The 14918-nt window shown below is 72.4% G+C and carries 15 protein-coding genes; 6 read left to right on the forward strand and 9 right to left on the reverse strand.

Going from position 1 to position 14918, the window contains the following annotated elements; translation table 11 throughout:
• Nucleotides 1-133 precede the first annotated feature (133 nt).
• Both ACZ3J7_RS32040 and ACZ3J7_RS32045 read right to left on the reverse strand, forming a co-directional pair.
• Nucleotides 134-796, reverse strand: coding sequence for a DUF6230 family protein (locus ACZ3J7_RS32040; protein WP_465626894.1), 663 nt, complete (start codon nt 794-796; stop codon nt 134-136).
• A gap of 589 nt (nt 797-1385) precedes the next feature.
• Nucleotides 1386-2366 (reverse strand): tetratricopeptide repeat protein, encoded by a 981-nt coding sequence (locus ACZ3J7_RS32045; protein ID WP_465626895.1) that lies wholly within the window; start codon nt 2364-2366, stop codon nt 1386-1388.
• A gap of 338 nt (nt 2367-2704) precedes the next feature.
• On the opposite strand from ACZ3J7_RS32045, the gene ACZ3J7_RS32050 reads away from it, so the two are divergent.
• Nucleotides 2705-3400: a TetR/AcrR family transcriptional regulator gene (locus ACZ3J7_RS32050; RefSeq protein ID WP_465626896.1), complete on the forward strand. Its 696-nt coding sequence runs from the start codon at nt 2705-2707 to the stop codon at nt 3398-3400.
• A gap of 9 nt (nt 3401-3409) precedes the next feature.
• On the opposite strand, the gene ACZ3J7_RS32055 is transcribed toward ACZ3J7_RS32050, so the two are convergent.
• From ACZ3J7_RS32055 to ACZ3J7_RS32070, 4 genes are all read right to left on the reverse strand, one after another.
• Nucleotides 3410-4291: a sigma-70 family RNA polymerase sigma factor gene (locus ACZ3J7_RS32055; RefSeq protein ID WP_465626897.1), complete on the reverse strand. Its 882-nt coding sequence runs from the start codon at nt 4289-4291 to the stop codon at nt 3410-3412.
• A 101-nt stretch (nt 4292-4392) separates the two neighbouring features.
• A complete protein-coding gene (locus ACZ3J7_RS32060) occupies nt 4393-6078 on the reverse strand; it encodes an acyl-CoA mutase large subunit family protein (protein ID WP_465626898.1) in 1686 nt (561 codons plus the stop codon).
• A gap of 199 nt (nt 6079-6277) precedes the next feature.
• A complete protein-coding gene (locus tag ACZ3J7_RS32065) occupies nt 6278-6619 on the reverse strand; it encodes a DUF3817 domain-containing protein (RefSeq protein ID WP_465626899.1) in 342 nt (113 codons plus the stop codon).
• A gap of 73 nt (nt 6620-6692) precedes the next feature.
• Entirely contained in the window at nt 6693-7232 is a 540-nt protein-coding gene (locus ACZ3J7_RS32070) for a MarR family winged helix-turn-helix transcriptional regulator (protein WP_465626900.1), read from the reverse strand.
• Nucleotides 7233-7693: 461 nt separating this feature from the next.
• On the opposite strand from ACZ3J7_RS32070, the gene ACZ3J7_RS32075 reads away from it, so the two are divergent.
• On the forward strand, nt 7694-9328 hold the full coding sequence (locus tag ACZ3J7_RS32075) for a M4 family metallopeptidase (protein ID WP_465626901.1): 1635 nt from the start codon (nt 7694-7696) through the stop codon (nt 9326-9328).
• A gap of 82 nt (nt 9329-9410) precedes the next feature.
• Here the strand turns inward: ACZ3J7_RS32075 and ACZ3J7_RS32080 are convergent, their stop codons facing one another.
• Entirely contained in the window at nt 9411-9737 is a 327-nt protein-coding gene (locus tag ACZ3J7_RS32080; RefSeq protein WP_465626902.1) for a DUF3817 domain-containing protein, read from the reverse strand.
• A 187-nt stretch (nt 9738-9924) separates the two neighbouring features.
• Here ACZ3J7_RS32080 and ACZ3J7_RS32085 point away from each other — a divergent pair, with 187 nt between their 5' ends.
• The 4 genes from ACZ3J7_RS32085 to ACZ3J7_RS32100 all read left to right on the forward strand — a co-directional run bounded on the left by ACZ3J7_RS32085 (nt 9925) and on the right by ACZ3J7_RS32100 (nt 13122).
• On the forward strand, nt 9925-10698 hold the full coding sequence (locus tag ACZ3J7_RS32085) for a DUF2127 domain-containing protein (RefSeq protein ID WP_465626949.1): 774 nt from the start codon (nt 9925-9927) through the stop codon (nt 10696-10698).
• 119 nt (nt 10699-10817) lie between these two features.
• Nucleotides 10818-11456: an AIM24 family protein gene (locus ACZ3J7_RS32090; protein ID WP_465626903.1), complete on the forward strand. Its 639-nt coding sequence runs from the start codon at nt 10818-10820 to the stop codon at nt 11454-11456.
• Entirely contained in the window at nt 11456-12106 is a 651-nt protein-coding gene (locus tag ACZ3J7_RS32095; protein WP_465626904.1) for an AIM24 family protein, read from the forward strand. The genes ACZ3J7_RS32090 and ACZ3J7_RS32095 overlap by 1 nt, the downstream gene beginning before the upstream one ends.
• A 209-nt stretch (nt 12107-12315) precedes the next feature.
• On the forward strand, nt 12316-13122 hold the full coding sequence (locus ACZ3J7_RS32100; RefSeq protein WP_465626950.1) for an AIM24 family protein: 807 nt from the start codon (nt 12316-12318) through the stop codon (nt 13120-13122).
• 57 nt (nt 13123-13179) lie between these two features.
• Here the strand turns inward: ACZ3J7_RS32100 and ACZ3J7_RS32105 are convergent, their stop codons facing one another.
• Both ACZ3J7_RS32105 and ACZ3J7_RS32110 read right to left on the reverse strand, forming a co-directional pair.
• A complete protein-coding gene (locus ACZ3J7_RS32105) occupies nt 13180-14358 on the reverse strand; it encodes a cytochrome P450 family protein (RefSeq protein ID WP_465626905.1) in 1179 nt (392 codons plus the stop codon).
• Complete coding sequence (locus ACZ3J7_RS32110; RefSeq protein ID WP_465626951.1) at nt 14355-14903, reverse strand: GTP-binding protein; 549 nt, start codon at nt 14901-14903, stop codon at nt 14355-14357. Before ACZ3J7_RS32110 ends, ACZ3J7_RS32105 begins: the two co-directional genes overlap by 4 nt.
• Between the last annotated feature and the right edge of the window lie 15 nt (nt 14904-14918).

Raw genomic sequence — 14918 nt, forward strand, 5'->3', positions numbered from 1 at the left:
GGTGGGTCCGAGGCGGGAGGAACGGAGCGGGACCCCGGGGACGCCGGGGTGCCGGTCCGGGGGGCGGCCGAGCGCCGCCCCCCGGACCGGTCGGTCCGCCGTCGGGCCCGGAAGGCGGGCCCTCAGGGCAGGACTAGTAGCACTCGAAGGTCTTGCCGGACTCCTGCTTGTTCAGGCTCAGGTGCAGGCCGTTGAGCGTGAAGGTGCCCGCCGAGGTGGCCCAGGCGGTCTGCTTGACGCCGGTCAGGTGGGCGCTCTCGGCGCTCTGCGCGAAGCCCATCGCGCCGGTCGGCAGGCCGTTGGGGAACGGCTGCTTGCGGACCTTGTCCGCCGCCGTGCCCTGCAGGGTGCTGGCGTCCTGGCCGATGTTGATGTTGGTGAACTTGGCGTCCGCGTCCAGCTGGTTGAGGTCGATCAGCAGGTTCTCGGCGTGCACCTGCTTCTCCGGGTCCGCGCTGTCGCCGGCCTTGAGGACCAGGGTCCACTTGCCGAGCCCGAACCCGCTGAGGTCGGTCACCACCGACTGGCACAGGTTCTGCAGCTTGGCGTTGTCGAAGGCCGAGATGGCCACCGGGTGCTTGGTGCCGCCCGCCTCGCTCGTGACGCCGCCGAACTGCGAGAAGCGGTCGCCCTGCAGGTCGTCGACGGTGACCTTGAACTGCTGGCCGGAGACCGAGAACGAGGCCGCGAGCGCGGAGTTGGCGAGCGAGACGCCGATCGCGGCGGTGGCCGCGACGCTGGGGACCATCACCAGGGCGAAGCGCTTCCAACGGGTCTTGCCGTAAGACTGGGACATGCGTGTCCTCCTTCTAGGACGTACATCTCCGGCCGTTCCGGTGCGTCCCGCACGTGGTCAGGACCGGGATGGGAGAGAGCTACGTCCTCGGTAGCGGAGAGCGCCCGGTGCCGTGGGGACGGCGCGGACGGTCACCCCCGAGCGACAACCAGGCGGCCGCGCGGGTCGCGCGGCCGTCGCGAGGCCAGGAACCGCCGCGTGGGATCTGCGGTTACCCCCCTGTCCTCACCCGGTGGGGACCCTCGTCGCCGAGGGACCGGGCGTGGCCGATCGTGGTCCAATCCACGGCCGAGCACAAGGGGTCCGTTACTGACGGGTAATCCAACAGTGAACGGGGGCGATCATGGAATCGAAGGCTCCATGGCGGAGAGTGACCAAAATCGCATGTAAAGCTGTCGACAACTGGCGGAAACACCAACGAAACACCCCTCCGCCGTCACATCATGTGACTGCGGAGGGGTGTTATCAAGATTTGGTAAACGCGCCCCGAAGGCACGCGAAAGTCGTCAAATCACCGCCGACACCGCAGGTCACCCGAGGTGTCACCGAGTGCCGCCCGAGCGGCCGGGCCGGGACGGCCCGGGGCGGGTCAGAACAGCACCCGGGCCAGCGCCTGGCGGGCCGCGACGGTGCGCGGGTCGTCCGGGCCGATCACCTCGAACAGCTCCAGCAGGCGCAGGCGGGCCGCGTCCCGGTCGTCGCCGAAGGTCCGGGCGACGGTGTCCACCAGCCGGCCGAAGGCGTCCTCGACGTGCCCGCCGACCAGGTCCAGGTCGGCCGCCCGCAGCTGGGCCGGCACGTCCTTCGGGTCGGCCGCCGCGTCGTCGCGCACCCGCTGCGGGTCGAGCTGCTCCACCCGGTGCAGCAGCTGCGCCTGGGCCAGGCCCAGCTTCGCCTCGACGTGGCCGGGACGGTCGCTCAGCACGTTCTGGTAGGCCCGCACCGCACCGGCCAGGTCGCCCCGGTCCAGCGCGTCGTGCGCCGCCTCCAGCGCCGGGTCGGCCGGCACCCGCGGCTCGTCCGCCGCCCCCTCGGCGCCGCCCGCCGCGCCGCCGACGATGCCGAAGCGCTGCTCGGCCACCGCGATCAGCTGATCCAGGATCTTGCGGACGTTCGGCTCGCTCTCGGCGCCCTGGAACAGCGGGACCAGCTGGCCCGCCACCACGGCCATCACGGCCGGGATGCCCTGGATGCCGAACTGCTGGGCGATCAGCTGGTTGGCGTCGACGTCGATCTTGGCGAGCACGATCCGGCCCGCGTACTCCTCGGCGAGGCGCTCCAGGATCGGGCTCAGCTGCTTGCACGGGCCGCACCACTCGGCCCAGAAGTCCACCACCACCGGGACCTCGGCCGAGCGCTGGACCACCTCGGACTCGAAGGTCTCCTCGGTGACGTCCAGCACCAGGGGGTAGTCCGCGAGCGCCGGGCCGTCGCCCGTCGCCGCCTGTCGGGCCCGCTCGGCCCGGGTCTGCTCGGCCTTCTGGGCGGCCTCTCCGGCCGCCTTCACCGCGGCGAGGTCCACCGCACCGCGCAGGGCGGAGCTGTTGAGACGCGAATTCCGTGACTGCATGGCTCTATCCTCCCCCGCCGGAGCCGGTGCCGGGCGCCATCCGCCCGGAAAAACCGGAGCGAGCCGCCCGCCGCGCCGGCGGGGCCCGGACCGTTGGCGCGGGTCCCCACCCGCGCCGTGCGCCCGGCCCGATCCCAGGGGGCGGGGCGCGTCTGGTCGTCGCTCTTTCGCTACTGGTCGTAGCGTATCTGCCCCCCGGGCTCCCCCCGCAAGCCCCCCGCCCCCTCCCGGAGCGTGAGCTGCCCCACTTTCCGGTGCCGGGCGGGTGCCGGGCGGGGCGGCGGGTCGCTACCGTGGGACCCCCAAGTTACTTCTGAGTAAACAAGCCAGGAGGCGCGGTGGCCCCCACCACCCGGCAGCCCGCCGAGCACCCGGACCCGCCGGCCGCGGGCGCCCCGGCCGCGGACCCCCCGGCCGCGGAACCCCCGCTCGTCCGCGGCAAGGGCCGGCCCCGCAGTGCCGCCGCCGACCAGGCCATCCTCGACGCCACCCGCGAGGCGCTCGCCGAACTCGGCTGGGGCGGCCTGACCATGGGCGACGTCGCCCAGCGGGCCGGCGTCGCCAAGACCACCCTCTACCGGCGCTGGCCGTCCAAGAGCGAACTCGTCGTCGACGCCATCGCCAGCCTCTTCGACCAGCTGGAGTGCGCCGACCTGGGCAGCCTGCAGGCCGACATCGAGGCCGTGGTCGCTCGCTTCGCCGAACTGCTCACCCTGCCGGAGACCCAGGCCGCGCTGCTCGCCCTGTTCGCCGAGGGCTCACGCGACCCGCAGCTGCGCCGGCGGATCCGGGAGCGGATCGTCCAGCCGCAGAAGGTGCTGGTCGAGCTCGGCCGGGCCAACGCCCAGGCCCGCGGCGAGATGGGCCCGGACCGGGACCCGGCGGCGGCCGCCGAGGAGATCGGCATCATCTTCGACACCATCGCCGGCACCGTCGAGCACCGGCTGCTGGTGAGCGGCGAACCCGTCACCGCGGACTGGATCCGCCGCTTCACCACGCTGCTGCTCGGGCCCTTCCCGGGCCTGGAGCGCTGAGCGGCCCGCTCAGGCCGCGGGCGCCGCGGGTATCAGCGCCGCCAGCCGCACCGGGTCGCTCAGCACGTCGATGCCGGCGATCAGGCCGTCCACCACGGTGAACGACATCACCGACCGCGGCTCGCCGTCCACCACCGTCAGCGTGCCGTAGGTGCCGTTCACCAGCACCGGGCGGGCGTACGGCGCCAGCTGCCGGAAGCCGAGCGCCGAGGACGCGATCACCGTGCCGCCGCGGATCACCTTGCTGAGCTCGGCCAGCGCGGCGCCGCCGTCCGCCCGCAGCACCGCGTCCGGGGCGAGCACCGCGACCAGGCCGTCGAAGTCGCCCTCGCGGGCCGCCGCCAGGAACGCCTCCACCGCGGCCCGCTGCGCCCCCGGGTCCCGGTCCGGCTCCGGCGCCCGCTCCCTGACCCGCCGGCGGGCCCGGCTCGCCAGCTGCCGCACCGCCGCCGGGGACCGGTCCAGCAGCGGCGCGATGTCCTCCAGCGGGACGGCGAACAGGTCGTGCAGCACGAAGGCGAGCCGCTCGGCCGGGCCGAGCGTCCCCAGCACCACCTGCAGCGCCAGGCCCACCCGGTCGCCCAGCAGCGCCTGCGCCGCCGGGTCGTCCCGCTCCGGCGCGGCCAGCACCGGGTCCGGCACCGAGGTGTCCAGCTCTTCCTCGCGCCGCCGCTCCCGGCCGCGCAGCTCGTTCAGGCAGACCCGGGAGGCGACCGTGGTCAGCCAGCCGCCCAGGTTCTCCACCTCCTCGGCGTGCCGGTCCAGCCGCAGCCAGGTCTCCTGCACCACGTCGTCGGCCTCGCCCAGCGAGCCCAGCATCCGGTACGCGACCGCGCGCAGCCTGGGCCGGTGCGCCTCGAACCGCTCGGCGAGCCGCGCTCCCCCACTCATCCGCCACTTCCCTCCGTCCGGGGTCATCCGACGACCCCACTGTGCCAGGGGGGAACGGGCCCGGTGCCGGGCGGGCCCGTCCGCGGGGGCGGCGGTGGGGATCAGAAGGTGGCGTTCTCCTGGTAGGTGCCCCACTCGTCGCGCAGGGCGTGGCAGATCTCGCCGAGGGTGGCCTCGGCGCGGACGGCGTCGAGCATCGGCTCGATCATGTTGGTGCCCTCGCGGGCGGCGGCGAGCATGGCGTCCAGGCCGGCCCGGACGGCGGCCTCGTCGCGCTGCTCCTTGCGCGCGCGCAGGACGCGGACCTGCTCGCGCTCGACCTCGTGGCTGACCCGGAGGATCTCCAGTTCGGGGGTGACGCTGCGGGGGTGGCAGTTGACGCCGACGACCCGCTTGTCGCCCTTCTCGACGCCCTGCTGGTAGCGGAAGGCGGCTTCGGCGATCTCGCCGGTGAACCAGCCCTCCTCGATGCCGCGCAGGATGCCGGCGGTCATCGGGCCGATCGGGTGCTCGGCGCCGCCCTTGTCCAGGATCCGCTGGAAGATCTCCTCGACCTGGGCCTCGATCCGGTCGGTGAGCGCCTCGACGTACCAGGAGCCGCCGAGCGGGTCGGCGACGTTGGTGACGCCGGTCTCCTCCATGATCACCTGCTGGGTGCGCAGGGCGATCTCGGCGGCCTGCTCGCTGGGGAGGGCGAGCGTCTCGTCGAGGGCGTTGGTGTGCAGCGAGTTGGTGCCGCCGAGGACGGCGGAGAGCGCCTCGACGGCGGTGCGGACCACGTTGTTGTACGGCTGCTGGGCGGTCAGCGAGACGCCCGCGGTCTGGGTGTGGAAGCGCAGCCACTGCGCCTTCTCGGTCTTCGCGCCGAAGTGGTCGCGCATCCAGCGGGCCCAGATCCGGCGGGCGGCGCGGAACTTGGCGATCTCCTCGAAGAAGTCGAGGTGGGCGTCGAAGAAGAAGGACAGGCCGGGGGCGAACACGTCGACGTCCAGGCCGCGGGAGAGCCCGAGCTCGACGTAGGCGAGGCCGTCGGCCAGGGTGTAGGCGAGCTCCTGGGCGGCCGTGGCCCCGGCCTCGCGGATGTGGTAGCCGGAGACCGAGAGCGGCTTGTAGGCGGGGATGCCGCGGGCGCAGTGCTCCATCAGGTCGCCGATCAGGCGCAGGTGCGGCTCGGGGGCGAAGAGCCACTCCTTCTGCGCGATGTACTCCTTGAAGATGTCGGTCTGCAGGGTGCCGTTGAGCACGCCCGGGTCGACGCCCTGGCGCTCGGCGGCGACCAGGTACATGCAGAAGATCGGGACGGCCGGGCCGCTGATGGTCATCGAGGTGGTGACCTCGCCGAGCGGGATGCCGCGGAAGAGCACCTCCATGTCGGCGGCGGAGTCGATCGCGACGCCGCAGTGGCCGACCTCGCCGAGCGCGCGGGCGTCGTCGGAGTCGTAGCCCATCAGGGTGGGCATGTCGAAGGCGACCGAGAGGCCGCCGCCGCCGGCCTCCAGGATCATCCGGTAGCGCTCGTTGGTCTGCTCGGCGTTGCCGAAGCCGGCGAACTGGCGGATGGTCCAGGCGCGGCCGCGGTAGCCGGTGGGGTGCAGGCCCCGGGTGTAGGGGTACTCACCGGGCCAGCCGATCCGCTCGAAGCCCTCGACGTCCTGCCCGGGCGGCGGCCCGTACACGGGGTCGACGTCCTCGCCGCTCAGCGTGGTGAAGTCCGCGTCGCGCTTGCGCGCCTTGTCGTACCGCTGCTGCCAGCGCTGCCGGCCTGCCTCGATCTGCTCGGCGTCCATCGGTTCCGACTCCCGCTCCGTGCGGCCGCTCCTCGTGGGGGCGGCAGAACTACTTGGATGTCCTAGCAATTTACTCGGACGTCCTAGTACCTGTCGACGCCCGCCCCGCCGAACGGCTCCGGACCGGCCGGGGGAACGCCGGACGCCCCTCCCCCGGCGGGCGGGGAAGGGGCGTCGCGGACGGACGGGAAGGGGCCGCTCAGACGCCGGCGGTCTCGCGGGCGGCCTGGGCGGGGACGAGCTTGGCCTTCGCCTCGGCGACGACCTTGCGCTCGGCGACGAAGGAGGCGAACGGGACGCAGCCGGCGGCCAGGAAGGCCACCATCCGGCCGAGCGGCCACCTGAGCTTCTGGCCGAGCAGGAAGGTCACCACGAAGTAGCCGACGTAGAGGTAGCCGTGCACCATCGCGACGTACGTGGTGGCGTCGGCGCCCGCGTCGAAGCCGTACTTGGCGATGATGAACCCGCAGAACACCAGCAGCGCGACACCGGTCGCGATCGCCAGGGCCCGGTACCAGCCCAGCAGGGGGGTCGCCTTCATCTTCTCGTTCCTCGCCTCGCTCGGGCCGGTGGCGCCCACCTCGGACGCACCGCTCGTACGAGGGTAACCGCCCCTACGCCGGCTCCCGGCCCGGCCCCTCGTCGGCGGCCGGGGTGAAGTCGCCGGCGGCGACCCGCAGCGGGCGGAGCAGTTCGAAGACCTCGTGGCAGGCGTCGGCGTCGTAGCCGTCCATGCCGAACTCGATCGAGACGAGCTCCCGGGTGGCCTGCTCGACGACCTGGCGGCCGCGCTCGGTGATGGCGGCGAGGACGCCCCGGCCGTCGAGCGGGTTGGGGCGGCGGGTGACCAGGCCGGCGTTCTCCAGCCGGTCGACGGTGTTGGTGACGCTGGTGGGGTGGACCATCAGGCGCTCGCCGATCTTGGAGAGCGCGAGTTCGCCGGAGCGGCTGAAGGTGAGCAGCACCAGGGCCTCGTAGCGGGCGAAGGTGAGGCCGTAGGGCTTGACCACCGCGTCGACCCGGGCGAGCAGGATCTGGTGGGCGCGCATCACCGAGGTGATCGCCGCCATCGAGGGGACCTTGCCCCAGCGGCGCTCCCAGAGCTCGTCGGCGCGGGCGATCGGGTCGAAGTCGAGGGCGAGGGGCTTGGGCACGCCCCCACCGTACCCGCGGGGGCGGACGGGGGTAGCAGGTGTCCACGATGATGGACAAGCCGCCCTTCTTGGCGGGATCACGCCAAACAGACGAGACCGGCCCGCTGACGGCTCTTTACCGTGCATATTCCGGCAATATTCAGTGATTTCCCCGAAGTTGGGCCTTCGCCCAGTCCGCACGGCATGGTTCGCGGCGAAACATCCGGTTTCCCGGAACTCCCGACGACCGGCCGTTGGCGAGAGTTTGCCAATCGTTGCCGAACGGCTGTTCCGGCATTCGCGGCGTCGTCATGCTTCTGGCCAGCCCCGTTCGACACCGCCGGCCCCACCCCACCGGCGACTGTCGCCTGACCGCACGGAGCTGCACGTCAGCACCCGTTCCGCCCCAGCAGGCACTGACCCCGGTGCCCCGGAGCGAGGTGCGACCGCACACACGCGGTTGATCCGGAAGGAACCCGTACGTGAAGCGAAAGCTCGCTGTCGGCGCCGTTCTCTCTGCCTCGGCCCTGCTGGCCGGCGCGATCCAGGTGAGCGCCGGAATGGCGTACGCCGCCCCGAACCCGGCCTCCCTCGGCCGGGCCGACCAGCTCGCACTGGCCGCCGCCCAGGCACCGGCCGCCGCCAAGGCCCTCGGCCTGGGCGCGCAGGAGAAGCTGGTCGTCAAGGACGCCGTCGTCGACGCCGACGGCACCCGCCACTTCCGCTACGAGCGCACCTACAACGGGCTGCCCGTGCTCGGCGGCGACCTGGTCGTGCACCAGGCCGCCAACGGCAAGGTGAAGTCCAGCGACAAGGCCGTCCCCGGCAGCCTGGCCCCCGCCTCGCTGAGCCCGAAGCTCACCGCCGGGCAGGCCGCCGCCAAGGCGACCGGCGCGGTGCAGGCCACCGTCGGCCTCTCGAAGGACGCCGACGAGGCCGCCCTGACCTCGGTCTCCGGCGCCAGCGGCGACGCCCAGCTGGTGATCTGGGCCGCCGACGGCGCGCCGCGGCTGGCGTACCGCACCACCGTGGAGGGCGTCCGGGCGGACGGCACCCCGAGCCGCCAGCGGCTGGTCACCGACGCCGACAGCGGCGCGGTGCTCTCCTCGCACGAGGAGGTCCAGACCGCCAACGCGACCGGCACCGGCAACGGCGTCTTCGTCGGCAGCGTCTCGCTGACCACCACGCTGTCCGGCAGCACCTACACGCTGAAGGACGCCACCCGCGGCAACCAGTACACCAGCACGCTGGCCGGCAAGACCTCCGGCAAGGGCACGCTGTACTCCAAGACCACCAACACCTGGGGCAACGGCACCGCCTCCAACGGCGAGTCCGCGGCCGTCGACGCCCAGTACGGCGCGGCCGTGACCTGGGACTTCTACAAGAACACCTTCGGCCGCAGCGGCATCCGCAACGACGGCGTCGGCGCGTACAGCCGGGTCCACTACGGCAGCAACTACGTCAACGCGTTCTGGGACGACAGCTGCTTCTGCATGACCTACGGTGACGGCTCGGGCAACACCCACCCGCTGACCGAACTCGACGTCTCCGGCCACGAGATGAGCCACGGCGTCACCTCCAACACGGCCGGCCTGAACTACTCCGGCGAGTCCGGCGGCCTGAACGAGGCCACCTCCGACATCTTCGGCAGCCTGGTCGAGTTCTACGCCAACCTGCCGAAGGACAACCCGGACTACCTGATCGGCGAGCTGATCAACATCAACGGCAACGGCACGCCGCTGCGCTACATGGACAAGCCGTCCAAGGACGGCGCGTCCGCCGACTACTGGTCCTCGACCGTCGGCAACAAGGACGTCCACTACTCCTCGGGCGTCGCCAACCACTTCTTCTACCTGCTGGCCGAGGGCAGCGGCGCCAAGACCGTCAACGGCGTCAGCTACAACTCGCCCACCTACAACGGCGCGTCCCTGACCGGCATCGGCCGGGCCAAGGCCGCCCAGGTCTGGTACCGGGCACTGACCGTCTACATGACCTCCACCACCAACTACAAGGCCGCCCGCACGGCGACCCTGAACGCGGCGAAGGACCTGTACGGCTCGGGCTCCGCGGAGTACAACGCGGTCGCGGCCACCTGGACCGCGGTGAACGTCAACTGACGCCGACCGGCTGACGAAAGCCCGCGGCGGCCGGGCCCCCCACGAGGGGGCCCGGCCGCCGCGCACCACGTTCCGGGAGCGGTCAGGCGGTGGCCGCCGGCGCGGAGGCGTCCAGTTCGCCGCGTTCCTCCCTGGCGAGCATCCGCTCGGCGAAGAAGCCGCCGGTGGGCACCACCGAGAGCACGAACATCAGCAGCCCGCGCTTCGGCTCCCAGCGGCGGGCCTGGTAGGCCTGGGCCAGGAACACCAGGTACAGGATGAACAGCACGCCGTGCACCGTGCCCATCACCGGCACGCCGTTGAAGCTGGTGGTGCGCTTCAGCACCGAGCAGATCAGCAGCAGGATGAAGGACAGCCCCTCGGGGCCGGAGACCAGGCGTAGGCGGTGGACGGCGGCGACGCTCTTCACGGGGTTTCCTCACGGGGGCACGGCGGACGGCTGGGCACGGCGGGCGGCCCGGCTTGTGAACGGACGCACAAGCCGGACCCATTATCACCGACCTGACGGCGCCGCCGGACGGGGACCCCCTATCCTGCTGTGCTGCGCGCGCTCCGGCCGTCGGAGCACGCCGGACCACGGGGGGAACCACCGCATGCTGAAGAGGGACTGGGACCGCCACACCTGCGCCCGGCGCGGGCACATCACCTACGCGCCGGACGAGCCCGACCTGCGCGAGCGCCTGCACACCGCCACCGCCGTCGGCACCGCCTGGCGCTGCCTGCGCTGCGGCGACTTCGCGCTCGGCGAGCCGCACGGCGCGGGCCCGGCCGAGGAGGCCCCGCTGGTGCCGCGCGGCAAGGCCCTGCGCGACCTGTTCATCCTGCGCTTCCTGGCCGTCGAGCGGTTCCTGCGCGGGCTGCTGATCGTCGTCGTCGCCTGGGGCGTGTGGAAGTTCTCCAACAGCCAGGACGCGGTGCGCCGGATCTTCGACGAGAACCTGACCGTCTTCAAGCCGGTCACCGAGCACTTCCACTTCGACCTGGAGCACTCGCCGATCGTCGACACCGTCCGCAGGACCTTCGAGTACAAGCACTCGACCCTGGTCTACGTGGCCGTCGCGCTGGTGGTGTACGCGCTGGTCGAGATCGTCGAGGCGGTCGGCCTGTGGTGGGGCCACCGCTGGGCCGAGTACCTGACCGTGGTGGCCACCGCCGCGTTCCTGCCGCTGGAGGTCTACGAGCTGACCGAGCACGTCAGCGCGCTGAAGATCGGCACGCTGCTGCTGAACATCGCCGCGGTGCTCTGGATCATGCTCTCCAAGCGCCTGTTCGGCCTGCGCGGCGGCCGCGCCGCGTTCGAGGCCGAGCGCCACTCGGCCTCGCTGCTGGAGGTCGAGTCCGCCGCGGGGGCGCTGCCGCAGCCGGCCTGACCTTTTGTCCGCCTATGCCCGAATGGTGCGGTGTCCGATGTACGGGTTTCGTACCGAACGGGTACCAGCGGGCCCCGGCCCCCTCCCCTCCCGGGGAGGGGGCCGATAGATTCCCGGACGTGGCACAGTTCCGACTCCAGGGGTCAAAGGTCCTCGCCGTCGACCTCGCCGGCGACACCGTCAAGGCACGCAACGGCTCGATGGTCGCCTACACCGGGCAGATGGGCTTCAAGAAGCTCTCCGGTGGCGGCGACGGCCTGCGCGGCATGGTCACCCGCCGGCTCACCGGCGAGCGCATGGAGGTCATGGAGGTGAGGGGGCAGGGCACCTGCTACTTCGCCGACAAGGCCACCGAGATCAACCTGGTCCGGCTGAACGGGGAGACCCTGTTCGTCGAGTCCGACAACCTGCTCTGCACCGAAGCCTCGCTGCAGACCGGCACCTCCTTCACCGGGCTGAACGGGATGGCCAGCGGCAACGGCCTGTTCACCACCAAGGTGGAGGGCCAGGGGTGGGCCGCGGTCACCTCGAAGGGCCCGGCGGTGATCCTCCGGGTCTCCCAGGGAATGCCGCTGCGGGTCGACCCGGGGGCGTACGTCGCGCACACCGGCAACCTGCACCGGGCGCTGAAGTCCGGCGCGGGCTGGACCACCCTGATCGGCGAGGGCGGCGGCGAGGCGATGCAGGTCGAGTTCACCGGCGAGGGCCTGGTCTACGTCCAGCCCTCCGAGCGGATGACGCTGGGGGGCGAGGTCTGATGGCCTTCACCAGGATCAACAACAAGATGGTCTCCGCGCAGCTGCTGCCCGGGCAGCGGGTGCTCTCCCAGCGGGGCTCGATGCTCGGCTACACCGGCGAGGTGACCTTCCAGCCCAACCTGATGGGCGGGCAGGGCGGCGTGGTGTCGATGATCGGCCGCCGGGTCGCCAACGAGGACACCCCGCTGATGACCGTCGAGGGCCACGGCACCGTGCTGTTCGGCCACGGCGGCCACCACGTGCACGTGGTCGACCTGGTCGGCGACACCCTCTACGTGGAGGCCGACCGGCTGCTCGCCTTCGAGGGCAGCCTGCAGCAGTCCACCATGTTCATGGGCCAGCAGGGCGGCCTGATGGGCGTGGTCCGCGGCCAGGTCACCGGCCAGGGCCTGTTCACCACCAAGCTGACCGGCAAGGGCGCGGTCGCGGTGATGGCCCACGGCGGCGTCATCGAGCTGCCGATCTCCCCCGGCCAGCCCGTCCACGTCGACCCGCAGGCCTACGTCGCGCACCGCGGCGAGGTCACCAACAAGCTCTCCAGCGCGCTCGGCTGGCGCGACATGGTGGGACGCGGCTCCGGCGAGGCCTTCCAACTCGAACTCTCCGGGCACGGCATGGTCTACGTGCAGGCCAGCGAGGTGAAGCTCTGATGTCCTACCCCCCGCAGAACCCGTACGGCCAGGACCCCTACGGCCAGCAGCAGCCGTACGGCCAGCAGCCCCCGGCGTACCCGCCGCAGGGCCCGCCGCAGGGCTACTCCCAGCAGCAGTACGACCAGTCGTACCAGGCCACCCAGGCCGGGATGCACGTCCCGCCGCCGCCCCACCAGGCCCCGCCCGCCGGGCAGTTCGGCGCCCCCGTGTTCCAGCCGCCGGGTGGACAGGGCCCGCAGGTCTGGGACGCCGGCAGCCTGCCGTCCAACGACAACGTCAACCCGTACTGCTTCTCGGTGGACCTGAACGGCGCGTACTACCTGCAGAAGGGGAAGATGATCGCCTACTACGGCGAGATGCGCTTCTCCGGGATCGGCCGCGGCGCGCTCGACCGGGTGCTGGAGCAGAACTTCAACTCGCCGCTGCACGCCTCCGACTGGGTGGTCGCCGAGGGGCGCGGCCGGCTGCTGCTCGCCGACCGGGCGTACGACCTCAACTCGTACGACCTGGAGGACGGCAACCTGACCGTGCGCTCCGGCAACCTGCTGGCCTTCGAGCCCACGCTGCAGCTCAAGCAGTCGATCATCCCGGGCTTCCTGACCCTGATCGGCACCGGCAAGTTCGTCGCCGCGTCCAACGGGCCGGTGCACTTCGTCGAGCCGCCGGTCCGGGTCGACCCGCAGGCCCTGGTCGGCTGGGCCGACTGCCCGGCGCCCTGCCACCACTACGACCACAGCTACCTGCACGGCGTCCTCGGCGGCCTGCGGCACCTGACCGGGATCGGCGGGGCCAGCGGCGAGGAGCACCAGTTCGAGTTCATCGGGGCCGGGCAGGTGCTGATGCAGTCCTCGGAGACGCTGATGGCCGACCGCTCGGTCGGCGTGATCGGCGCGGAGCCGGGCATCCCCGGCGCGGGCGTCCCGCACCAGCAGCAGCAGCAACAGCACGGCGGCGGCGGCGGGCTGACCGGGCTCGGGAACCTGGGCGACCTCGGACGGCGCTTCGGGCTCTGAGCCCCGGGAACGGGCCGGGGGCGGGGAACCACGCGGTTCCCCGCCCCCGGCCCGTTCTCACAGCGCGGTGAACTCGACCGGGAGGGCGGTCAGCGCGCGGTGGATCGGGCCCGGGCGCCAGAGGACGTCCGCGGTGGGGACGGCGAGGCGCAGGTCGGTGAGGCGGCTGATCAGGTACTCGACGGCGGTGACGGCCATCAGGACGGCCGGTTGGCGGGCCGGGCAGCGGTGCGGTCCGGCGCCCCAGGCGAGGTGGGCGTAGGAGCCGCCGAGCGACTCGCTCTCGGCGGGGGTCAGCGCGGCCTGGGCGTTGGCGGAGGCGTAGGAGACCAGGACGGGCTGCTCGGGGGTGAGCGGGGTGCCGTGGAAGACCAGCTCCCGCCGGGGGTAGTGCGGGGAGAAGTTGGAGAGCGGGGGGTCGTTCCACAGCACCTCGTTGACCGCGTCGTGCGCGGTCATCGCGCCGCTGTGCAGCGAGCCGGCGTAGCGGTCGTCGGAGAGCATCCGCAGCAGCGCGTTGGCGATCAGGTTGGCGGTGGGTTCGTGGCCGGCCATCAGGGTGAGGGTGATGTGCCGGACGACCTCGTCGTCGGCGAGCCGCGCGGGGTGGCCGAGGAACGCGGAGATCAGGTCGTGCCGGGGGCTGGCGCGGCGGTCGGCGACCTGGGCGGTGACGACGGCGACCAGGTCGGCGTAGGCGGCGGCGGCGCCGCTGGAGGTCTCGAAGGAGTGGTTCATCGCGTTGCTGATCCGGTCGATGTCCGGGTCGGGGACGCCGTACCAGGAGGTGAGGATGAGCAGCGGCAGCCGGTAGGCGTACTGGGCGAGCAGGTCGGCGCGGCCGGTGCCGGCGAACTCGGCGATGAGCTGTTCGGCGACGGCGGTGGTGTCGCGCTGCAGCAGGTGGGGTTCGAGGATGCCGATGCTGTCGGTGATGACCTGGCGGTAGCGGGCGTGCGCGGGGCCGTCGGAGAACAGCGCGGTGGGGCGCCAGCCGAACAGCGGGAGGATCGGGGAGTCGGCGGGCTGGGTGGCCTGCCAGCGGCGCGGGTCGCGGGTCCAGGTGTCGGTGTCGCGCAGGACCTCCAGGGCGACGTGGTAGTCGGTGACCAGCCAGGCGTCGACGCCGGGGGCGAGTTCGACGGGGGCGAGCGGTCCGCGGTCGCGCAGCCGGGCGTAGTGGGCGTGCGGGTCGGCGGCGAACTGCGGGCCGTACAGGGCGGTGCGGACGGTCACGGGGCGCTCTCCGGGGGCAGCCGGTCCAGGACGTGTTCGGTGAGGGCGATCAGCGCGTCGACGCAGCCCCCGCGTTCGCGGGCGTCGCACTCGACCAGCGGGGTGGCCGGGTCGAGGTCGAGCGCGGCGCGGATCGCGTCGAGCGAGATCGGCGGGGTGTCGGGGAAGCGGTTGACCGCGACGGTGTAGGGCAGGCCGGCCTCCTCGATCAGGTCCATCGCGTCGAAGGCGTCGGCGAGCCGCCGGGTGTCGACCAGGATGAGCGCGCCGAGGGCGCCGCGGGCGAGGTCCTCCCAGAGCGGCAGGAAGCGGCGCTGGCCGGGGGTGCCGAACAGGTAGAGGACGAACTCGCCGGCCGAGAGGGTGAGCCGGCCGAAGTCGACGGCGACGGTGGTGGCGGTCTTGCCGGGGGTGTGGCTGGTGTCGTCGACCGGGGCGCCGACCGCGGTCATGGTCTCCTCGGTGTGCAGGGTCGGGATCTCCGACAGGGTGCGCACGAAGGTGGTCTTGCCGACCCCGAAGGGGCCGGTGACCATGAGTTTCATCAGGATCGGGTCGGT

It is taken from the genome of Kitasatospora sp. NPDC015121 (assembly GCF_055562955.1).

What these genes read in the sequence shown, in the direction of transcription:
- ACZ3J7_RS32040 (WP_465626894.1), bottom strand. Translation starts at nt 796, where the DNA reads ATGTCCCAGTCTTACGGCAAGACCCGTTGGAAGCGCTTCGCCCTGGTG.
- ACZ3J7_RS32045 (WP_465626895.1), bottom strand. Translation starts at nt 2,366, where the DNA reads ATGCAGTCACGGAATTCGCGTCTCAACAGCTCCGCCCTGCGCGGTGCG.
- ACZ3J7_RS32055 (WP_465626897.1), bottom strand. Translation starts at nt 4,291, where the DNA reads ATGAGTGGGGGAGCGCGGCTCGCCGAGCGGTTCGAGGCGCACCGGCCC.
- ACZ3J7_RS32060 (WP_465626898.1), bottom strand. Translation starts at nt 6,078, where the DNA reads ATGGACGCCGAGCAGATCGAGGCAGGCCGGCAGCGCTGGCAGCAGCGG.
- ACZ3J7_RS32065 (WP_465626899.1), bottom strand. Translation starts at nt 6,619, where the DNA reads ATGAAGGCGACCCCCCTGCTGGGCTGGTACCGGGCCCTGGCGATCGCG.
- ACZ3J7_RS32095 (WP_465626904.1), top strand. Translation starts at nt 11,456, where the DNA reads ATGGCCTTCACCAGGATCAACAACAAGATGGTCTCCGCGCAGCTGCTG.
- ACZ3J7_RS32110 (WP_465626951.1), bottom strand. Translation starts at nt 14,903, where the DNA reads ATGAAACTCATGGTCACCGGCCCCTTCGGGGTCGGCAAGACCACCTTC.